Here is a 19,767-nt window from a genome sequence, read left to right on the forward strand (position 1 = left end):
AGGGGACATGATGAGACATCCACGCGCCGTCGTCACCGGAGGATCCGGCTTCCTCGGCTCCCACCTGTGCGAGGCGCTGCTCGCCCGGGGCATCTCGGTGGTGTGCCTGGACAACCTGCTGACCGGGACGTCGCGCAACATCGCGCACCTGACCGGGCGGCGGGACTTCCGGTTCCTGCGGCGCGACCTCACCGAGCCGGTGACCGTCCCGGGCGAGGTCGGCTACGTGTTCCACCTGGCGTCGGCGGCCTCCCCGGCCGACTACCTGCGGTACCCGATCCAGACGCTGGAGGTCGGCAGCCAGGGCACCCGCAACGCGCTGGACCTCGCCGAGGCCAAGGGCGCCCGGTTCGTCCTCGCCTCCACCTCCGAGGTGTACGGAGACCCGCTGGTGCACCCGCAGCCCGAGTCGTACTGGGGCAACGTGAACCCCGTCGGGCCGCGCAGCGTGTACGACGAGGCCAAGCGGTTCGGCGAGGCGCTGACGTCGGCGTTCCGGCACTCCCGCGGCCTCGACGCCGCGATCGTGCGGATCTTCAACAGCTACGGCCCGCGGATGCGCCCCGACGACGGCCGCGCCATACCGACCTTCCTGCGGCAGGCGCTGACCGGCGAGGACCTCACCGTCACCGGGGACGGCTCGCAGACCCGCTCCATCTGCCACGTCGACGACACCGTCCGCGGCATCCTCGCGCTCGCCGCGTCAGGGCATCCGGGCCCGGTCAACATCGGCAGCCCGTACGAGGTGTCCATGGCCGGGCTGGCGCGGCTGATCATCGAGCTGACCGGCTCGCGGTCCGGCATCCGTTTCGTGGACCGCCCGGAGGACGACCCGCGCGTCCGGCGCCCCGACACCTCGCTGGCCGAAGAGGTGCTGGGCTGGCGGCCGCGTTTCACGATCGAGGAGGGCCTGCGCACCACGATCGACTGGTTCGCCCGGGAACTGCCCGTCGCCAAGCCCGCGTGATCAGCCGGAGCTGCCTGCGGGCAGCAGGTCGCGGATATCGGGTGGAAGGGCGTGGCGTACCTTGGCGGTGATGGAGCCCTGGGTGGCGTCGTCCACCACGCTGAGGACGCTGCGCGCGAGGAACGCGGCCTTCGCCTCGTCCGTGCCCGCCCTGATCGCGACACGCTCGATGAAGCCGTGCCTGTCGAACCGCTCCCCGGAGCCCGCACCGCCGTAGACCTCCGTCCGGCGGAGATGCTCGCCGATCTCGTGCGGCAGCTGGGCGGCGAGGTTGTCGGCGAGGCCCTCCGGCACCCGTTCGCCGAGCGTCTCCAGCGTCGCGCGGGACGCTCGCTCGGCTTCGCCCCACCCCCCGAGGCGGGCCCGGTCCTGGACCTGTCCGATGAACTCCTCGTGCCGCATGTCGGACGCTCCTCTCTACGTGTGAAATGCAGAGACTGCCCGAATCGTCCGGCGGCTAACGCACGCCGAGGACGTCCAGCAACTCGCCGATCACGGACCCGTCCGGCGGCAGCGCGGGGGCCCGCCCGGCCCCCTCGGCCGACAGGCACCAGTCCCACCAGCGGTCCAGCTCCCGCACGTCCAGCAGCCGCCCGTCCGGCTCCGAGGCGGGCACGGTCAGGACGGCGGGCCACGACCACGCCCGCGCCTGGGCGGCCACCTTGGCGCCGCCGGCGACCGGGTCGACGGCCAGCGCCGGGACGCCGTTCTTCAGTGCGAGCACGAGGCCGTGCAGCCGCGTCGTGACCACGACGTCCAGCCGGCGCAGCACCGATTCGAGCTCGGCCGCCGTCGTGAACAGGCGCCAGTCGCGGGGGTCCAGCCGGGTGTCCAGCGGGAGCCGCGCGCACCCGCGCGACGCGAGCCACTCCGTCAGCTCGCTCTCGACCTGGGAATGGCGCCGGCGCGGCCCGTACTCGGCCTGGCCGGGCGCGAGCACGACGCCGGCGACGGGCACCGACGGCGTCGCGGGCAGCGCCGCGAGGTCGTGCCGCGGCGCCTCCGCCGGGGTGTCCCGCGCGAGGACGGCGTCGAAGCCGGTGACCGCCCGGTCATGTGGCTCGATCACCGACACGCCGACGGCGACCCGCGTGCAGCGCGCGAAACGGCGGTGCAGATCCTCGATCTGCCGGCCGCGGAGCGGGCCGCAGGCGAACACCAGATGCGTGTAGGCCCCCGGATCGGCGCGGTCGAGGTCGAGGCCGCCCGGGCGGAAGACCGGGCTCCACGCCAGGTCGCAGCCGACCCCCGCCCCGGCGAGCGCCGCCCGCACCGCCTCCATCGCCAGCACGTCCCCCGCCGTCGCCTCGCCGTTCAGGAAGCTCGGCCATCCCGTCACCAGCACGCGCATCGCCCAGCCGCCTTCCGCCGTCTCTCTCGGCTGCTACCCGGTGGCCTGCATCCCATGTGCCGCGCACGCAGGGACGGAGAGGGCACTCCCCCCGCGGTGACAGTTGAGACACCTACCGGTTTACGGACTGGCGCGAACGGGGACAGTGACCTCGCGGCCCACTCGCCGGCTCGGAGCCATGTGCCCCCAGCCGCGAGCCTGGGCCGCACCAGGCGTTCAGCCCGCGGCCGACCGGGCGATCATCATTCCGACGCAGGCGGCGGCGAGCCCCGCCGCAATGGAGGCCGCCGCGTTCAGCACGGCGTACGCGCGCGCCCCGTCCTCGGCGAGGCGCAGCGTCTCGTAGCCGAAGGTGGAATACGTGCTCAGGGCGCCGCAGAAGCCCGTCCCGGCGAAGGCCCGCACGCCGTCGCCGGCCGGCAGGGCCGCGAGGAGGCCGAGCAGGAACGCCCCGGCGACGTTGACGGTGAACGTCCCCCACGGGAACACCGAGTCGTGCCGCGCCTGGACGACGCGGTCGGCCAGGTAGCGCAGCGGAGCCCCGAGCGCGGCGCCCAGCGCGACGAGCAGGACGGTCACGCGCCGCCCTCCGCGCCGATCAGCCGCCGGGCCGCCAGGCGGGTGAGGCGGACGCCCGCGAAGACGGCCGCGAGCGCGGCCAGGAGCGTCCCGGCGAGGTACGCCAGGCCGACCAGCGGCGCGCCGGCGGTCACCGCGTCCTGGATGTCGACGACATAGGTCGAGAACGTGGTGAAGCCTCCGAGCACCCCGACGCCGAGGAACGGCCGCGCCAGCGGGTGCGCCCGTCCCGCCTCGGTGACGAGCACCATCAGCGCCCCGATCAGGAGGCATCCCGACACGTTCACCCCGAAGACGACCCAGGGGAATCCGCCCGGCCGGTACGGGAAGGCGTCGCTCAGCCCGGATCTGGCGAGCGCCCCCAGGACCCCGCCGGCCGAGATCGCCGCGAGCGTCCTCCAGGGCGCCTCGCGCACCTCGCGGCGCTGCGCCGGGACATGAAGATCGACGTCGGGGTCGACGGGACGGCCGGGCACGGACACGGGCCCACTCCTACCAGCAGCGTTGACGATCACCGGTAGGGACCGTCGGCGGATCGCTCCGCGGTTCACCCGGTTCGGGCGCGGCGGGCCCCACCGCCGCCGTCCGGTCGCCCGGACCGCCGCCAGCCTACCCGCGGCCCGCCGCGTGCCGGGCCTCGATGAGCCTCTTGAACCGCTGCAGGTCGGCCTTCACCCGCCGGCCGAGGGGCCCGGGCCCGTCTCCGGCCCGTCCGGCGAAGCCCGCCGGGTCGATCTCCATCTGGACGGTGAGGCGGGTGGTCGTCTCGTCCAGGCGGTGGAAGGTCACCACGCCGGCGTGGGTCGGGCCGTCCAGCGACGTCCAGGCGACCCGCCCGTCGGGCAGCAGCTCGGTGATCCGGGCGGTGAACTCGCGCGTCACGCCGGCGATCCGGACGGTCCAGTGCAGCGTCCCGTCGGCGAGCCGCCTGATCTCCTCGACGTCCCTCATGAACTGCGGGAACGTCTCGAAGCGCGTCCACTGGTCGTAGGCCACGCGGATCGGCACGGTGACGTTGACCGACTCGCTGATCGTGCTCACGGCCCAACTCCTCTCCCCCCGGGCGGGTACCCGTGCAGGCCTCGTTCATCCCGGCGTCCCAGGCGGCGCGGCCCGTCCGTGTGAGGCGCCGATCGTCGGGTAGGGCGATCAGACCGAGCGATCGCCCCCTGCCCTCGCCCGCCTCCTCGACACAGGAAGGCATCCGCATGACGTCGGCGCAGTCCGCCCACCGGTTCGACGACGGACAGACAGAACTTCTCCTGGCGGAGATGAACCGGCTCCCGGAGGACGATCCCCGGCGGGAACGCCTGCGGGAGCGCATCGTCGGCGTCCACGAGCCCCTGATCCGCGGGGTGGCGCGCCGGTACGCCAACCGAGGGGAGCCATTGGACGACCTCCAGCAGGTCGCCTATCTGGGCCTCGTCAAGGCCATCAACCGGTTCGACCCGGAGATCGGCGACCGGTTCGTCACCTACGCCTACCCGGTCGTGACCGGGGAGGTGAAACGGCACTTCCGCGACAAGACGTGGGGCATCCGCGTGACGCGCCGCATCCAGGAGCTGCGCCCGGTCCTGCAGCGCACGGTCCAGGAGTTCACCCGCGAGCACGGCCGGTCCCCGACGACCGCGGAGATCTCCGGCCGCATGGACATCACCGAGGAGGAGACCACCGAGGTCCTCATCGCCTGCGACGCCTACCGGCCGCTGTCCCTGGAGGCGCCCGCCGACGGCTCGCAGGGCGGCGACAACGGCACCGTCGGCGAGTACCTCGGATCGGACGACCCGGCCCTGGCCTCCCTCATCGACGGCCACGCCCTCCGCCCGCTGATCGACGAGCTGCCCGAGCGGGAGCGGACGATCCTGCTCCTGCGGTTCTTCGGCAACAAGACCCAGACGCAGATCGCCGAGCAGATCGGCCTGTCCCAGATGCACGTCTCGCGGCTGCTCCGCGCCACCCTGGACCGGCTCCGCACGGGCCTGCTGGCGGAGTCGTGACCGCCCCGCCCGTCAGGGCCGGGGCAGGGCGCACCCCTTCCCCAGGACGACCTCGTTGCCGGCGCCGAGGCAGCGGGCGAGCAGGTACGTCTGCTGGCCGTAGTGCGTGCCGTGCCGGACGGTGACGGCGCCGTTGCGGTCGACCTCGCAGGGGTTGTTGAACGTGCAGCGCGCACCGTCCTCGTTGCCGGTGTTGTTGACGCCGACGACGAGGCGGGTCCCGGCGTCGATGACCGGCGACCCGGACGTGCCGTGGACGGTCTGGCACCGCGGCGTGTAGCGGAGGGAGTCCTTCCACGTCCAGCCGGCCTCGCGCAGCCGGTGCACGGTCCCGTCGATCGCGCAGTCGTAGATCGTCCGCCAGTAGCCTGATACGACGCGGATCGGCGTGCCGTCGGCCGGCCTGGCCGTCGACAGGCGCAACGCGGGAATCCCGTACCGCCGCTGGATCGCGGCGTAGGTGGTGTCCAGCCGGTAGACGCTCACGTCGGTGTCGGTCATGGTGGCGTACTCGATCCGCGTCGCCTGGAGCGAGCCCAGGGTCCGCCCGCCGGACGGGTCGAGGAGCGTGAACGTCCGCGACGACCTCCGGGACACCACGACCTCGCCGGCCTTCGGCATCCCCGACTCCAGGCAGTGGCCGTTGCTCAGGACCAGCGCCGCGTCGGTGTCCCGCGTGCGCGGCCCGCGGACGAGCGAACCCGAGCAGTTGCTGAGCGCGACGATCCCGGTGAAGTCGACGCCCGCCCGGTGCTTCCCGGGCGCCTCCGGCAGGGCGGATACGGGCGCGGCGGCCGCCGCGGCGCCCGGGACGGCCAGCGCCACGGCGGCGATCACGGCCGCGGCGAGGCACCCGAGCCTCTGGACCCCTCGGATTCCTCCCATCAGTCGACGTCCACCCAGCCGTAGGTGCGCTCGACGGCCTTCTTCCAGCCCGCGTACCCCTGCTCCCGCTGCTCCTCACTCCATGTGGGTTCCCAGCGCTTGTCCTCGTTCCAGTTCTGGCGGAGCTCGTCGACGTTGTTCCAGAACCCGACGGCGAGGCCGGCGGCGTAGGCGGCGCCGAGCGCGGTGGTCTCGGCGACGACGGGCCGCGACACCGGGACGCCCAGGATGTCGGCCTGCATCTGCATGCACAGCTCGTTGGCGGTCACGCCGCCGTCGACCTTGAGGACGTCCAGCGAGACGCCGGAGTCCTCCCGCATCGCCTCGACGACGTCGCGGGACTGGTAGCAGATCGACTCCAGGGTGGCGCGGGCCAGGTGCGCGTTGGTGTTGAACCGCGACAGCCCGACGATCGCGCCGCGCGCGTCCGACCGCCAGTACGGGGCGAACAGCCCCGAGAACGCCGGGACGAAGTACACCCCGCCGTTGTCCTCCACCTGCCGCGCGAGGGACTCGCTCTGCGCCGCGCCGGAGATGATGCCGAGCTGGTCGCGCAGCCACTGCACGGCCGACCCGGTCACCGCGATCGCCCCCTCCAGCGCGTACACGGGGGCGTCGGTCCCGAACTTGTAGCAGACGGTGGTGAGCATCCCCGCCTTGGACCGGACCAGTTCCGTACCGGTGTTGAGCAGCAGGAAGTTGCCGGTGCCGTAGGTGTTCTTGGCCTCGCCGGGCGAGAAGCACACCTGCCCCACCGTCGCGGCCTGCTGGTCGCCGAGGATGCCGGTGAGCGGGACCTCGCCGCCGAGCGGGCCGTCCGCGCGGGTGACCCCGTAGGCGTCCGGCGCCGAGGACGGCTTGATCTCCGGCAGCATCGACCGCGGGATGCCGAAGAACGACAGCAGCTCGTCGTCCCAGCTCAGCGTCTCCAGGTCCATCAGCATGGTGCGGCTGGCGTTGGTCGGGTCGGTGACGTGCACGCCGCCGTCCGTCCCGCCGGTCAGGTTCCAGAGCACCCAGGTGTCGATGTTGCCGAACACCGCGTCGCCGTTCTCGGCGGCCGCGCGGACGCCCTCGACGTTCTCCAGGATCCACTGGATCTTGCCGCCGGAGAAGTACGTGGCCGGCGGCAGTCCCGCGCGGTACCGGATCGTGTCGCCCTTCTCGTCGCGTTCGAGGGCGGAGGCGATGCGGTCGGTGCGGGTGTCCTGCCAGACGATCGCGTTGTAGTACGGGCGGCCGGTGCGCCGGTTCCACACCACGGTGGTCTCGCGCTGGTTGGTGATGCCGACCGCCGCGAGATCGGTGTGGCTCAGGTCCGCCCTGTTCAGCGTCGACTGGACGACGGCGCGGGTGCGCTCCCAGATCTCGGTCGGGTTGTGCTCCACCCAGCCGGCCTGCGGCAGGATCTGCTCGTGCTCGAGTTGGTGCCGGGCGACCTCGTTGCCGCCGTGGTCGAAGATCATGAAACGGGTGCTGGTCGTGCCCTGGTCGAGCGCTCCGACGAAGTCGGGCATGGACTCTCCCTTTCTGCTGGAGGGGCCGGGAACCCCGTCAGGTAACGTCGTACTCCGGCTCTGGCCTCGTCCCGCCGGGGCCTTCCTCCTCTTCGGGGATGTGCCGGCCCACGAGCAGGAGGTACAGGCCCGCGCCGAGCACACCGCCGATGAGCGGGGCGACGATCGGTACCCAGAAGTAGAAGTCCCCGTACTGGTCCCGCCACGCGCCGCCGTACCCGGTGAGGTACTGGGCCAGCCGGGGGCCGAGGTCGCGGGCGGGGTTGATCGCGTACCCGGCGTTGGTGCCCCACGCCATCCCGATCCCGACCACGACCAGCCCGATGATGAACGGGCCGAGATTGGCCAGCGGGGGTGCGTTGCGCAGGTCGGTGAGGGCGAGCACCAGGAACAGCAGGATCGCGGTGCCGATGATCTGGTCGCGGAACGCGCCCCAGGTGTGGACTGGCAGCGCCCCGTTGCCGGGCAGCGTGGAGAACACGAGCTGCGACTTGATCGTCAGGCCCGGGTCGAACTTGTGCAGGACCTCGGTGTAGTTCCACCGGACGAGCAGCGCCGCGACGAACGCCCCGAGGAACTGGGCGAACCAGAACGGAATGACCTTGCGCCACGGAAAGCCCTTGAAGACCGCGAGCGCCAGCGTCACGGCCGGGTTGATGTGGCCGCCACTGATCCGCGCGGAGACGTACACCCCCAGCGTCACGCCGATGCCCCAGGCCCAGGAGATGCTGTCGTGGTCGCCCAGCGCGGTGCCGCCCGCGACGACCTGCGCGACGACGGCCACACCGAACAGGATGAGGATCATCGTGCCGGCGAACTCCGCGAGCATCTCCGCGGCGAGCTGGGGAATTCTCTGACGACGCGTCATGGTCATGCCGTCCCCTCCCGCCCGCGTGACGTGGGACACGGCCGCCGTGAACGTACGTACGCCCGGCGGGACGGGTCAACCGACACATGACAGCGATGCGGGCACCCTGGGCCGTCCATCACACCCCCTGGAAGATCATCGTGAGGGGGATCGTTCCCCGTGAGCGCACAACTACACAGGGTCATCGCAGGTGGGTGCTAGTGCCCGCGGAACGCCTCCGCCAGCCACCAGGCCGGGCTCCCCCGGTTGACCTTGGCGTCCACGAGCATCGGGCGGTCCCGCGGGCCGGCGAGCCAGTCCGCCACCGCGGCGAGGTCGGCCGGGCGCCGGACGGTCGCCGCCGCGCAGCCGAACCCGCGGCCGATCGCGGCCAGGTCCGCGGGCGGGAACGTGACGGTGTCGAGCGGATGCCCGGCGGGCCCGAAGTGGTGCACCTCCGCCCCGTAGGCCTCGTCGTCGTAGACGAGCACGAGCATCCCCAGCCCCAGCCGGACGGCCGTCTCCAGCTCCGCGACGGACATCAGCGCACCGCCGTCCCCGAGCGCGGCGACCGTGAGGCGGTCGGGCCGGGCCACCGCGGCGCCGATCGCGGTGGCGAGGCCGAGCCCGACCGACTGGAACGCCTGGGTGAACACGAGGCCGTCGCCGTCCGGGACGTCCAGGAACATCGCGGGATACCCCATGAAGTTGCCGGAGTCGACGGCGACCGTGCGCTCGCGCGGCAGCATGCGGTCGAGCGCGATCGTCAGGGTCCGCGGATCGATGCGCGGGCCGTCCCCGTCCTTGTCCTCGGGATGCTCCTCGTACGGGACGTCCTGCCAGCGGCCCTCCCGGGCGAGCCGCTCGGCGACCTCGGGCGTGCGGTAGCCGGTGGCGCGGTGGCCGCGCGCCTCCAGCTCGGCGGTCACCGCCAGCGCGGTCTCGGCGGCGTCTCCGATCAGGCCGAGGTCGACGGGGCGGTGCGCGCCGAGGGCGCGGGCGTCCACGTCGACCTGCACGACCTTCGCCCGCCGATCGATGAGGGCGCCGTGCCGCGTCGTCCACATGGTCAGCGAGCAGCCCCAGCCGACGACCAGGTCCGCGCCGCGGATCAGCTCCGCGGCGGCCGGGGTGGCGAACCCGCCGCTGACGTCCAGGCCGAACGGGTCGCCGGTGAACAGGCCCCGCGCGACCGCGGACGTCGCGGGCAGCGCGCCGCAGCGCTCAGCGAGCTCGGCGAGGGCGTCCCGGGCGCCCGCCAGCCGCGCGCCCCGGCCGGCGATGAACACCGGCCGGCGTGCCGCCTGCAGCGCGTCGGCGAGGCTCGCGATCGCGGCGGGCGGCGGGACCGGCAGCGGCGGCACCTGTCTCCCCCGGCTCCGCGCGGACGGGGGCGGCGCGCCGTCCGGGAGGTCGGCGCCCTGCACGTCCAGCGGCAGCCCCAGCAGGACGGTGCGGCGCTCGGCGACCGCCGTCCGGCAGGCCCGCGCCACGTCCGCCAGCGCGGTCTGCGGCGTGTGGACCCGCTCGGGGACGGCGCCGACCGCCGCCGCGATCGCCGCCTGGTCGACCCGGAAGTTGGAGCGGACCGCCGCGGCGGCGACCTCGCCGGCGACGACCAGCAGCGGCGTGCGGCTCTTCGCGGCCTCCGCGATGCCGGTGACCGCGTTGGTGAGGCCGGGGCCCTGGTGGACGGTCACCACGCCGAGGCCGCCGCCGACCCGCGCGTACGCGTCGGCCATCGTCGCCGCGCCGGCCTCGTGCCGGGCCGCGACGAACCGGGCGCCGCTCGCGACGAGCGCGTTGGTCACGTGGAAGTTCCCGCTGCCGACGACCCCGAAGACGGTGCCGGCGCCGAGCCGCGCGAGGGCCTCCCCCACGGCCTGCGCGACGTTCATCGCTCGATCAGCGCGAGCACGCGGGCGGGGCTGCCCGAGCCGCCGACGATGGGCAGCGGCGAGGCGACCAGCACGGCGCCGCGGGCCGGCAGCCGTTCGAGGTTCTGCAGTTGCGTGAGGCCGTACTTCCCGGCGCCGAGGAAGTAGGAGTGGCACGGGAAGGGCGGGTCGAACGCATGGGCGCCGCCCGCGTCGGTGCCGACCGTCTCCGTGCCGAGCCCGAGGACGGGGGTCTCCTCGGCGAGCCACCGGGCGCACTCCGCCGAGATCCCCGGCGTGTGCGGGCCGTTCTCGTCGGCGTTGAGGAAGGACTCCTGGTCGCCGGAGCGCGCGTCCCAGCCCGTCCGGTAGAGCAGCCAGCCGCCGTCCGGAAGCGGGCCGTTCGCCTTCTCCCAGTCGCGGACGTGGTCGATCTCCAGCAGGAAGTCGGGGTCGGCGGCGGCGTGCGCGGACGCGTCCAGCACCACCGCGGGGGCGACGAGGCGGCCCGGCGGGACCTGCGAGACGTCCTCGCCCTCGCGGCCGGTCGCCCAGTGCACCGGCGCGTCGAAGTGCGTTCCGACGTGCTCGCCGGTCTCGATGTCGTTCCAGTACCAGGCCGGACCGCGGTCGTCGTACCGGCTGATCTCCTTCAGCCTGAACGGGACGGTGTTGGCGAACGGCTCCGGCAGCCGCAGGATCGGCGTCCGTTCCGACAGGGGGGCGGTCAGGTCGACGATCTCCACCGAGCCGTCGGCGACGGCGGTGAGCAACTGGGCGAGCACGGACATCGTTCCTCCGGGCGGCACGGGCGGCTGAGGGGGCGCGCGGGGCTCAACGAACGTATCGCAGATGGCCCTGTTCGGAGGGTCACCCGGCGCAGGCCCGCAGGGCGTTCGCCGAAACCCCACATCCGGGTCGGCTTTTCGTGTGATCACGCCATGGACGCAGCGTCGCCGCGCGCTCACCATCGGGGGCGGAACCCCGGCCGATCATGCCCCACGGAGGTCCGATGCGCCGCAGGCCCTGGACGGTCGCGCTCGCCGCAGCCGCCGTCACCGCCGCCCTCACCGCTCCCCCGGCCCACGCCGCTCCTCCCACGCCACCCGCGCCCCCGCCGGCCTCCGTCACCGAGCGCCCGGCCGGCTTCGACCCCCTGGTCCCCGCGTCCGACCCCGTCGAGCTGCGCGAGGCGTACCGGCCCCTCTCGGTCACCTACGCCTACGAGGGCCGCCGGCACACGCTCGACGACTACCTGGCGCGAACGGGTACGCAGGGCTTCGTCGTCCTCGACGGAAAGGACATCGTCTTCGAGCGCTACGTCACCACCAACCGCGACACCCTCTTCCAGTCGTGGTCGATGGCGAAGTCGTTCACGTCCGCGGCCGTCGGCATCGCGCTCGGCGAGGGCTTCATCGACTCGATCGACGACCCGGCCACCCGGTACGTCCCGGAGCTGAAGGGTTCCGGCTACGACGGCGTCTCGCTGCGGGACCTGCTGCGGATGTCGTCGGGCATCGCCTGGAACGAGACATCCGACGTCCCGTTCGTGCACGTGGCGGCGAGCCTCGGATATCCGCTGCCCGAGCTGGCCAGGCGGCAGAAGCGCGGCTGGGAGCCGGGGACGCGGTTCGAGTACACCAGCATGAACTCGTTCGTCCTCTCCTGGGTCGTGGCCGAGGCGACCGGGGTCCCGTACCACGCCTACGTGCAGAAGAAGATCTGGGCGCCGGCGGGGATGGCGTCCAAGGCGTATCTGGGCAGCGACTCCAACGGCAACAGCATGGGGTACTGCTGCTACTACGCCACCGACCGCGACTTCGCGCGGTTCGGCCTCCTGTACCTGAACGGCGGGAAGGCGAACGGGCGGCAGGTCGTCCCCGCCTCCTGGGTGGCCCTCTCGACGCGCCCGTCGGCGCCCTTCAACCAGGGGTACGGGTTCCAGTGGTGGCTCGGCGAGGACGGCGGCTTCTCCGCCAACGGCCTCGGCGGCCAGCACATCTGGGTCTCGCCCCGGTACGGCGTCGTCATCGTGAAGTCGACCCTCGCGACCGTCCTCGGCGCGGAGGAGACCGACGCCGCGTTCGAGGCGGTCGCCGCGGAGGTCGCCCGCACCCGCGGATGAGCGCCGGGCGGAACATTCCGGCCGGATCGCAGGTTAGGGTGACCTAAGTACTGTGATCCGGATCATCGGAGGGCGCATGGCGACGGAACCGGCACGCAGGGGACGCAGGCTTCACCGCGGGACGGTGCTGCGCACCGAACGCCTCACCCCGCACATGATCCGCGTGGTCCTCGGCGGCGAAGGGCTCGCGGAGTTCGGTGCCGGCGAGTTCACCGACCACTACGTGAAGCTGGTGTTCCGCCGCCCCGGCGTCGAGTATCCGGAGCCGTTCGACATGGAGCGGGTCCGCGCGGAGCTGCCGCGCGAGCGGTGGCCGGCCACGCGGACCTACACCGTCCGCGCGTGGGACCCCGCGTCCGCCGAGCTGACGATCGACTTCGTCCACCACGGCGACAAGGGCATCGCCGGCCCGTGGGCGGCGGCCGCCCGGCCGGGCGAGGACCTCTACTTCAACGGCCCCGGCGGCGCCTACGCCCCGAGCCCGGAGGCCGGCTGGCACCTGTTCGCCGGGGACGAGAGCGCCCTGCCGGCCATCGCAGCCTCCCTCGAACGCGTCCCGGAGAACGCCCCCGTCCGCGCCTTCGTCGAGGTCGCCGGCCCGGAGGAGGAGCAGGAGCTGCCCACCCCCGGCGCCGCGGAGATCGTCTGGCTGCACCGGGGCGGCGGCCAGGTCGGCGACCTGCTTACCGAGGCCGTCCAGAAGCTGGACTTCCCGGACGGCGAGGTGCACGCCTTCGTCCACGGCGAGGCGAACTTCGTCAAGACGCTCCGCCGCCACCTGCGCGTCGACCGGGGCCTGCCCTTGGACCGCCTGTCCATCTCCGGCTACTGGCGCCGCGGCCGCGACGAGGACGGCTGGCAGTCCGGCAAGCGCGACTTCAACCGCCGAATGGAACGGGAAGAAGCCGAGGCCCTCACCTAGAAGAGGCACCCTCCGCTCGCTGCGCTCACTCCGGTCGCCTCGTCCGGCTCGCCCTCGTCACGGCGTCAAGCGCGGTTCAGGCGGTGGCTTCGGTGCGGCCGTCCAGGTCGGGGCCGTCGTCGTCGGCGAAGCCGGGGAGCCAGCGTTCGACCTCGGCGCGGAAGGGGCCCTCGGCCTCCAGCTGGCAGAGGACGCCGCCGCAGCCGGACAGGGCGCGGCTGACTGCGAGGTACTGCGGCGGCAGGCGGAACTGGCGGGCGAGGGCGTTCGGGCGCATGTCGGAGGCGATCCCGATGCCGCGGGCGGTCTGCTCGCGGAGCCACTCGCGCGAGTAGCGGAAGCGCTCCACGGCGAACGGGGCGGCGTGCGGGCCGATGAGGTCGGCGACCTCCTCGGGGTCCACGTCGGCGTCCGGGACGAGGAAGCCCTCCTCGCGGAGCGCGTCGACGATCTCGGCGGGGTCGCCGAGGGTGCCGATGCGGGTGAGCCGGCCGATCGACCACTGGAGCTCGGCCGGGACGCGGGCGGCGCCGCCGAAGTCCATGACGCCGAGGCGGCCGTCGTCCAGCAGCCGGAAGTTCCCCGGGTGCGGGTCGATGTGGATCATCTCGCAGCGGGCGGGGCCGGACAGCAGGAAGCGGAAGAGCAGCAGGCCCGCGCGGTCGCGGCGGTCCTGGTCGCCCTCGGCGATGACCTTCGCCAGCGGGGTGCCGTCCAGCCACTCGGTGACCAGCACGTTGCCCGACTGGGCGACGACGGCGGGGACGACGAAGTCGGGGTCGCCGTCGTAGGCGTCGTGGAACGCGGTCTGGGCGCGAGCCTCGTCGACGTAGTCGAGCTCCTTCTCCAGCCGCCGCTTGAGGTCGGCGACGACCGGCTTGACCTCGACGCCCGGGAACAGCGGGGTGAACAGCCTGCTGAGGCGGGAGATCTGGTTGAAGTCGCTCATCAGCGCCTGGGCGGCGCCGGGGTACTGGACCTTGACCGCGACCGTGCGGCCGTCGTGCCAGACGGCCTTGTGGACCTGGCCGATGGACGCCGCCGCGGCGGGCCGGTCGTCGAACTCGGCGAACTTCTCGCGCCAGTCCTCGCCGAGGCCCTCGGCGAGGACCTGATGGGTGGTGGACGCGGGCATCGGGGGCGCCGCCTCCTGCAGGCGGGTCAGGCTGGCGCGGAACGGCCCGGCGATCTCCTCGGGCAGCCCGGCCTCGAAGATCGACAGCAACTGCCCGACCTTCATGGCGCCGCCCTTGAGCTCGCCGAGCACGGCGAACAGCTGCTCGGCGGTGCGGCGCTGCACCTCCAGCGCGACGGCCTCGGCGGGCCGCCCGAACGTCCGCTTCCCGAAGCCGAGGGCGGTGCGGCCGGCGAACCCGAGAGGGAGGCTCGCCAGCTTGGCGGTGCGCGTCACCGCGCGGCGGGGGATGTCACTCACGGCCCGGCCGTCCTCTTTTCGACGATGCGTCCAATGAATACAGCCTCTCACGGAGGCCATCGGCGGGGAACGACTCGTCCCCGCCAGAGATTCAGCGTCCGGAGGCGTCCTGGGATTCCCGGCACCCGGACGTGCCGCACGGGCGCAGCAGCAGCTCGACGACCTCCAGGGCCTGGTCGATCTCCGGCCGGTTCCCGCCGAGGTAGTGCGCGTACATGAACGAGTCGGCGACCCGGACGATCGCCTGTGCGAGCGTCCGGGTCGGCAGCCGGACGCGCAGTTCCCCGCGGTCGATCTCCGCCTGCAGCTCCTTGGCCATCAGCTCGGTGGCGCGGTCCTCGATGGTGCCGGGCATGGTGGCCAGCCGGATGAACAGCCGCGGCTCGCGCTCGGTGAACGCCTTCAGGGGCTCGGCCTCGACCACCGCCCGCATGAACCGGTCCAGCAGGGTGAGGATCCGCGCGGCGCCGGAGCCGCCGACGCCCCGCGCGGCGACCCGGTAGGTGCGCTCGGTCATCTCGCCGAGGACGGCCCCGAGGAGCTGCTCCCGGCTGCCGACCCACCGGTACAGGGTGGCCCGCCCGACGCCCAGCTCGGCCGCGAGCGCCGACATGTCGATCGGCTCGCCGCGCAGGTAGTGGGCGGACGCGGCGGCGAGCGCGGCCGCGGGCCCGGCCGGGCGGCCGGACGGCGAGGACGGCGGCCGGACGCGGTCGTCCGGAGCTGCGAGGCCGCTCATCAGCACAGCATGTCACAGGCGGGGCGATGGCCGATCCGATGACATGTCGCGATCGGACGACTACCAGGGGTGAACGGGGGTAATGGGCAGGTGTGAACGAGAAACAGGGGGGCGCCGGACGCAAGGGCCGGCTGCTGATCATCGGCGGGGCCGAGAACCGGACGTGCGGCGCCGGTCCGCTGGAGACGTTCGCCGAGCTGGCGGGCGGCGAGGACGCGCGGATCGTCGTCATCACGACGGCCACCGAGGTGCCCGAGGAGGTCGCCGAGGAGTACACCGCCGTGTTCGGGCGGCTCGGGGTGTCCTCGGTCCGGGAGCTGCGGCTGCTGGGCCGGGCCGCCGCCGACGCGGCGGCCACGCTGCGGGCGCTGGAGACGGCGACCGGGGTGCTGTTCAGCGGCGGCGACCAGTCGCGGATCCGCACCCTGGTCGGCTCGCGGACCAACGACCTGCTCAAGCGGCGGCTCGACCAGGAGGGCCTGGTGATCGCCGGGACGAGCGCGGGCGCCACCGCGATGGGCCACTGGATGATCCTCGGCGGCAACGGCCACGAGGTCGCGGCCTCCAGCGTGAAGGTCGGCCCGGGGCTCGGCCTGCTCGACAACGTGCTGATCGACATGCACTTCAACGAGCGCGGCCGGCTGCCGAGGCTGATGAGCGGGATCGCGCTGGACACCCGGCTCCTCGGCGTCGGCATCGACGAGGACACCGCGATCGTCGTCGGCGACGGCCAGTTCGACGTGGTCGGGACGGGCGTGGTGACGGTCGTGGACGCCGGGCAGTCGACGGTCGCCTACGCGGCCTCCGACGACGAGCCGATGGCGATGTTCGACGTGTCGCTGCACCTGCTGCCGGCCGGCTGCGCGTTCCAGATGAACGACAAGCTGCCGGCGATCGGCGCCATGCGCGGGCCCGAGGAGGGGTAGCGGTGCGCCTCGACCACGTCCGCCGTCTGGGCGGCCCGAACGTCTACCTCCCCCGCCCGGTCGCGATCGCCCGGCTCGACCTGCAGGGCCTGACCGGTCACGAGACCACCGACCATCCCGGGTTCGCCGAGCGGCTCGTGGACGCGCTGCCGGGCCTGGCCGGGCACCACTGCTCGGCCGGCCGCCCCGGCGGGCTGCTGGAGGCGATGGCGCGCGGCACCTACTTCGGCCATGTCACCGAGCACGTCACGCTGGAGCTGTCCGGGCGGATCGGCCGCGAGGTGTACTTCGGCCGCACCGTGCGCGCGGGCGGGCCGGGCGACTACGAGGTGATCCTGGAGTGCCCGGACGACGAGCCGGCGGGCAGCCCGGTGGTGGAGCGGCTGATCACCCTCGCGATCCGGCTGGTGAACGGGGCGCTCGCCGGGCTCGTGCCCGACCCGTCCGGCGAGCTGGCGCGGATCGCCGCCGTCCACGAGGAGGAGCGGCTCGGGGTGAGCACCGCGGCGCTGGCGCGGGCGGCGCGCGAGCGCGGGGTGCCGGTGCGCCGGGTCGGCGGCCTCAACCTGCTGCGGCTGGGGTACGGGCGGTACCGGCGGATGGTCTGGGCGGCGATGACCGACGCCACGTCGGCCATCGGCATGGAGGTCGCGGGCGACAAGCGGCTCGCGCACCGGGTGCTCGCCGACGCCGGCGTCCCGGTGCCCGAGGGGCGCGTCGCGGCGTCGCCGGCCGAGGCGCTGGAGGCGCTGCGCGCGATCGGCGGGCCGGTGGTCGTCAAGCCGCTGGCCGGGCACCAGGGCGAGGGCGTCCACATCGAGCTGACCACGCCGCCGGAGGTGGTGGCCGCGTTCGCGTCCGCGGCCGGGGACGCGGGCGAGGTCCTCGTGGAGTCCTACATCCCCGGCAGGGACTACCGGGTGCTGGTGGCCGGCGGGCGGGTCGCGGCGGCGGCCGAGCTGACCGCGGCGTGCGTGACCGGCGACGGGTCGAGCACGGTGGCGGCGCTGGTGGAGCGGGTCAACGCCGATCCGGCGCGCGGCGAGGGCCACGGCCGGCCGCTGACCCGGCTCGTCCTCGGCCCGACCGAGCTGGCGACGGCGGCGCGGCAGGGGCACGGCCCCGGGTCGGTGCCCGCGGCCGGGGAGCGGGTGTGGCTGCGGCGCAACGCGAACCTGTCCACCGGCGGCACGAGCCGGGACGTGACCGGGGAGGTGCACCCCGACGTCGCCGCGATGTGCGTGCGCGCCGCGGCGGCCGTCGGCATGGACGTGTGCGGCATCGACCTGCGGCTGCCCGACGTCGCCTCGCCGCCGCCCGCCGAGCCGGGCGCCGCCGGCGTGCTGGAGGTCAACGCGGCGCCGGGCCTGCGGATGCACCTGGCGCCGCACGAGGGCGCGGGACGGGACGTCGCCGGCGACATCGTCGACCTGATGTACCCGCCGGGGACGCCGTCGCGGGTGCCGGTCGTGTCGGTGACCGGCACCAACGGCAAGACCACGACGGTCCGGATGATCGCCCGCATGCTGGAGCTGGACGGGCGGCGGACCGGCATGACCGGCACGGAGGGCGTGTACGTGGGCGGGCGGCTCGTGCACGCCTCGGACGCGTCCGGGCCGCGCTCGGCGGAGATGGTGCTCGGCGACCGGTCGGTGGAGGCGGCGGTGCTGGAGACCGCGCGGGGCGGCATCGTCCGCCGCGGCCTCGGCTACGACCGCGCCGACGTCGCGGTCGTCACCAACATCACCCGCGACCACCTCGGCGTGGACGGCACCGAGTCGCTGGACGACCTGGTCGACATCAAGGCCCTGGTCGCCGAGGAGGTCCGGCGCGGCGGCCACGTCGTCCTCAACGCCGCGGACGAGGCGGCGGCCGGCCTGGCCCGGCGGCCCGCGGTGCTGCGGCGCGACCCGGTGCTCCGGTTCTTCGCACCCGCCGCGGACGCGCCCGTCCTCGCCGGCCACGTCCGCGCCGGAGGCACCGGCTACTGCGTGGCGGACGGCTGGCTGACCGAGGTCCGCGGCGACCGCACGACCCGGATCCTGCCGGCGCGCGAGGTGGCGGGCTCCTCCGGCGGGCAGGCGGACCATGTGATCGCCAACGCGCTCGCCGCGTCCGCCGCGGCCCGCGCCCTCGGCGTCCCGGTCGAGACGGTGGCGCGGGCATTGCGGACGTTCGACCCGCACACCCGCAATCCGGGCCGGGGCTGCGTCTACCAGGTGGGCGACAACCCCGTCCTGGTCGACTACGCGCACAACCCCGCGGCGGTGGCGGCGGTCGGTGCGTTCGTCGAGCGGCGCTGGGGGGCCGCCGGCGTCGCCGCGGTGACGCTGCCGGGCGACCGGTCCGACGAGCTGGTCGGCGAGACCGCGCGTGCGCTGGCGGCGACGTTCGGCCGCGTCGTCGTCTACGAGGACGAGGACCTGCGGGGCCGCCGCTCGGGCGAGATGACCCGGCTGATCGTCCACGGGCTGCGGGAGCGGCGCCCGGACGTGCACCACCACGCGGCGGGCGACCTGAAGGGCGCGCTGACGTCGGCGCTGGACATGGCGGGACCGGGCGAGCCCGTCCTGCTGCTGTACGAGAAGCTGGAGCCGGTCACCGAGCTGCTGGAGACGCTGGGCGCGGAGCCCGCCGGCTAGGCGGGCGGGGCGTCCGGCGCCGGGGGCCGCAGCAGCAGGACGGTGACGGCCAGCAGCATCAGCACGACGATGCCGTCCATCCAGTAGTGGTTGGCGGTGGCGACCACGACCGCGAAGGTCGTCACCGGGTGCAGGAGCCACAGCCACCGCCACCGCGTGCGGGAGGCGAGGACGAGCCCGACGGCGATGACGGCGGCCCAGCCGATGTGCAGGGACGGCATGGCGGCGTACTGGTTGGAGATCGTGTCCGTCTCGGGCGCGCCGTACACGGCGGGGCCGAAGCGGGCGGCGGTGTCGATGAGCCCCGTGGCGGGCAGCATCCGCGGCGGCGCCAGGGGCACGAGCAGGTGCAGGACGAGCGCCACCGCCGTGAGCGCCACGATGACCCGCCGCACCCACCGGTAGTGCACGGGCCGGCGCAGGTAGACCCAGAGCAGGAACAGCCCCGTCGCCGGGAAGTGGACGTAGGCGTAGAAGCAGTTGGCCGCGTACACGAGGAACTCGCTGTGCAGCAGGCCGTGCTGGACACCGGCCTCGCCCGGAAGGCCGAGGACGCGTTCGAGGCGCCACATCCGGTGGGCGTTGTCGAAGGCCTCGGTGACGCGCCCGTTGGCCAGCAGCCGTCCGAGCTTGTAGGCGCCGAACAGCACGATGATCAGCAGCAGCTCGCGGACGGGCCGCGGCCGCCCGCCGGGGCGGATCCCGGACGCCCCGGGGCGTGCGGGCCTGCGCAGCCGGGACAGCGCGCCGGGGGCCCTGCGCGGCTGGTCGAGGAGGCTCACTGCGTGTCCTTCGCGGATCGGCGTCGTCGAGGAGATGCCGAAGCCTCTCACCTTCCACGCCCACGTTGGAAACGACGCGTGACACGCCAACGATAGACCAAATTTGCTTAGGCGGCAAAAATGCAGAAGCTGCCAAATTACGTGACGTGCATCTCACCGGGAGGCCGCGCGAAGCC

The 19,767-nt window shown here is 73.7% G+C and carries 19 protein-coding genes; 6 read left to right on the top strand and 13 right to left on the bottom strand.

Annotated features, from left to right (window positions below):
- Positions 1–10 precede the first annotated feature (10 nt).
- A complete protein-coding gene (locus ABGB11_RS09120) occupies positions 11–967 on the top strand; it encodes an NAD-dependent epimerase/dehydratase family protein (protein WP_347631316.1) in 957 nt (318 codons plus the stop codon).
- Here the strand turns inward: ABGB11_RS09120 and ABGB11_RS09125 are convergent, their stop codons facing one another.
- The 5 genes from ABGB11_RS09125 to ABGB11_RS09145 form a co-directional block, all read right to left on the bottom strand.
- Positions 968–1,369 carry a DUF2267 domain-containing protein gene (locus ABGB11_RS09125; protein ID WP_347630817.1) on the bottom strand — a complete coding sequence of 134 codons (402 nt, stop codon included), beginning with the start codon at positions 1,367–1,369 and terminating at the stop codon, positions 968–970.
- Positions 1,370–1,424: 55 nt separating this feature from the next.
- Entirely contained in the window at positions 1,425–2,318 is an 894-nt protein-coding gene (locus tag ABGB11_RS09130) for a polysaccharide pyruvyl transferase family protein (RefSeq protein ID WP_347630819.1), read from the bottom strand.
- 216 nt (positions 2,319–2,534) lie between these two features.
- A complete protein-coding gene (gene crcB, locus ABGB11_RS09135) occupies positions 2,535–2,897 on the bottom strand; it encodes a fluoride efflux transporter CrcB (RefSeq protein WP_347630821.1) in 363 nt (120 codons plus the stop codon).
- Positions 2,894–3,379 carry a CrcB family protein gene (locus tag ABGB11_RS09140; RefSeq protein WP_347630823.1) on the bottom strand — a complete coding sequence of 162 codons (486 nt, stop codon included), beginning with the start codon at positions 3,377–3,379 and terminating at the stop codon, positions 2,894–2,896. Before ABGB11_RS09140 ends, crcB begins: the two co-directional genes overlap by 4 nt.
- Positions 3,380–3,506: 127 nt before the next feature.
- Positions 3,507–3,938, bottom strand: a complete 432-nt coding sequence (locus tag ABGB11_RS09145) for an SRPBCC family protein (protein WP_347630825.1) — start codon at positions 3,936–3,938, stop codon at positions 3,507–3,509.
- A gap of 167 nt (positions 3,939–4,105) precedes the next feature.
- Between ABGB11_RS09145 and ABGB11_RS09150 the strand changes: the two genes are divergently transcribed.
- Entirely contained in the window at positions 4,106–4,894 is a 789-nt protein-coding gene (locus ABGB11_RS09150; protein WP_347630827.1) for a SigB/SigF/SigG family RNA polymerase sigma factor, read from the top strand.
- Between the two features lie 12 nt (positions 4,895–4,906).
- Here the strand turns inward: ABGB11_RS09150 and ABGB11_RS09155 are convergent, their stop codons facing one another.
- The 5 genes from ABGB11_RS09155 to ABGB11_RS09175 form a co-directional block, all read right to left on the bottom strand.
- Entirely contained in the window at positions 4,907–5,779 is an 873-nt protein-coding gene (locus ABGB11_RS09155) for a serine protease (RefSeq protein WP_347630829.1), read from the bottom strand.
- Positions 5,779–7,296, bottom strand: coding sequence for a glycerol kinase GlpK (glpK, locus tag ABGB11_RS09160; protein ID WP_347630831.1), 1,518 nt, complete (start codon positions 7,294–7,296; stop codon positions 5,779–5,781). Before glpK ends, ABGB11_RS09155 begins: the two co-directional genes overlap by 1 nt.
- A 37-nt stretch (positions 7,297–7,333) precedes the next feature.
- Entirely contained in the window at positions 7,334–8,170 is an 837-nt protein-coding gene (locus ABGB11_RS09165; protein WP_347630833.1) for an MIP/aquaporin family protein, read from the bottom strand.
- A gap of 191 nt (positions 8,171–8,361) precedes the next feature.
- On the bottom strand, positions 8,362–10,041 hold the full coding sequence (locus ABGB11_RS09170; RefSeq protein ID WP_347630835.1) for a thiamine pyrophosphate-binding protein: 1,680 nt from the start codon (positions 10,039–10,041) through the stop codon (positions 8,362–8,364).
- On the bottom strand, positions 10,038–10,811 hold the full coding sequence (locus ABGB11_RS09175; protein ID WP_347630837.1) for a cyclase family protein: 774 nt from the start codon (positions 10,809–10,811) through the stop codon (positions 10,038–10,040). Before ABGB11_RS09175 ends, ABGB11_RS09170 begins: the two co-directional genes overlap by 4 nt.
- A 221-nt stretch (positions 10,812–11,032) precedes the next feature.
- On the opposite strand from ABGB11_RS09175, the gene ABGB11_RS09180 reads away from it, so the two are divergent.
- Positions 11,033–12,145, top strand: a complete 1,113-nt coding sequence (locus ABGB11_RS09180; RefSeq protein WP_347630839.1) for a serine hydrolase domain-containing protein — start codon at positions 11,033–11,035, stop codon at positions 12,143–12,145.
- A 76-nt stretch (positions 12,146–12,221) separates the two neighbouring features.
- Complete coding sequence (locus ABGB11_RS09185) at positions 12,222–13,067, top strand: siderophore-interacting protein (protein ID WP_347630841.1); 846 nt, start codon at positions 12,222–12,224, stop codon at positions 13,065–13,067.
- 76 nt (positions 13,068–13,143) lie between these two features.
- Here the strand turns inward: ABGB11_RS09185 and ABGB11_RS09190 are convergent, their stop codons facing one another.
- Positions 13,144–14,502: an AarF/ABC1/UbiB kinase family protein gene (locus ABGB11_RS09190; RefSeq protein WP_347630842.1), complete on the bottom strand. Its 1,359-nt coding sequence runs from the start codon at positions 14,500–14,502 to the stop codon at positions 13,144–13,146.
- Positions 14,503–14,593: 91 nt separating this feature from the next.
- Positions 14,594–15,241 carry a QsdR family transcriptional regulator gene (locus ABGB11_RS09195; RefSeq protein WP_347630844.1) on the bottom strand — a complete coding sequence of 216 codons (648 nt, stop codon included), beginning with the start codon at positions 15,239–15,241 and terminating at the stop codon, positions 14,594–14,596.
- 92 nt (positions 15,242–15,333) lie between these two features.
- Here ABGB11_RS09195 and ABGB11_RS09200 point away from each other — a divergent pair, with 92 nt between their 5' ends.
- Positions 15,334–16,167 (top strand): cyanophycinase, encoded by an 834-nt coding sequence (locus tag ABGB11_RS09200; protein WP_347630846.1) that lies wholly within the window; start codon positions 15,334–15,336, stop codon positions 16,165–16,167.
- Between the two features lie 2 nt (positions 16,168–16,169).
- A complete protein-coding gene (gene cphA / locus ABGB11_RS09205; protein ID WP_347630848.1) occupies positions 16,170–18,809 on the top strand; it encodes a cyanophycin synthetase in 2,640 nt (879 codons plus the stop codon).
- On the opposite strand, the gene ABGB11_RS09210 is transcribed toward cphA, so the two are convergent.
- The gene (locus ABGB11_RS09210; protein WP_347630850.1) at positions 18,806–19,591 is read right to left on the bottom strand and encodes a phosphatase PAP2 family protein; all 786 of its coding nucleotides are present in this window, start codon (positions 19,589–19,591) and stop codon (positions 18,806–18,808) included. The genes cphA and ABGB11_RS09210 overlap by 4 nt on opposite strands.
- Positions 19,592–19,767 lie beyond the last annotated feature (176 nt).

The organism is Actinomadura sp. B10D3 (assembly GCF_039871695.1).
In the GTDB taxonomy this organism is placed as follows: Bacteria; Actinomycetota; Actinomycetes; order Streptosporangiales; family Streptosporangiaceae; genus Spirillospora; species Spirillospora madurae.

Excerpts from the sequence above, each read along its gene's own strand:
- ABGB11_RS09150 (WP_347630827.1), top strand. The coding sequence starts at position 4,106 with ATGACGTCGGCGCAGTCCGCCCACCGGTTCGACGACGGACAGACAGAA.
- ABGB11_RS09195 (WP_347630844.1), bottom strand. The coding sequence starts at position 15,241 with ATGAGCGGCCTCGCAGCTCCGGACGACCGCGTCCGGCCGCCGTCCTCG.
- ABGB11_RS09165 (WP_347630833.1), bottom strand. The coding sequence starts at position 8,170 with ATGACCATGACGCGTCGTCAGAGAATTCCCCAGCTCGCCGCGGAGATG.
- ABGB11_RS09155 (WP_347630829.1), bottom strand. The coding sequence starts at position 5,779 with ATGGGAGGAATCCGAGGGGTCCAGAGGCTCGGGTGCCTCGCCGCGGCC.
- ABGB11_RS09185 (WP_347630841.1), top strand. The coding sequence starts at position 12,222 with ATGGCGACGGAACCGGCACGCAGGGGACGCAGGCTTCACCGCGGGACG.
- glpK (WP_347630831.1), bottom strand. The coding sequence starts at position 7,296 with ATGCCCGACTTCGTCGGAGCGCTCGACCAGGGCACGACCAGCACCCGT.
- ABGB11_RS09170 (WP_347630835.1), bottom strand. The coding sequence starts at position 10,041 with ATGAACGTCGCGCAGGCCGTGGGGGAGGCCCTCGCGCGGCTCGGCGCC.
- ABGB11_RS09175 (WP_347630837.1), bottom strand. The coding sequence starts at position 10,811 with ATGTCCGTGCTCGCCCAGTTGCTCACCGCCGTCGCCGACGGCTCGGTG.
- ABGB11_RS09180 (WP_347630839.1), top strand. The coding sequence starts at position 11,033 with ATGCGCCGCAGGCCCTGGACGGTCGCGCTCGCCGCAGCCGCCGTCACC.
- ABGB11_RS09125 (WP_347630817.1), bottom strand. The coding sequence starts at position 1,369 with ATGCGGCACGAGGAGTTCATCGGACAGGTCCAGGACCGGGCCCGCCTC.
- ABGB11_RS09120 (WP_347631316.1), top strand. The coding sequence starts at position 11 with ATGAGACATCCACGCGCCGTCGTCACCGGAGGATCCGGCTTCCTCGGC.
- ABGB11_RS09130 (WP_347630819.1), bottom strand. The coding sequence starts at position 2,318 with ATGCGCGTGCTGGTGACGGGATGGCCGAGCTTCCTGAACGGCGAGGCG.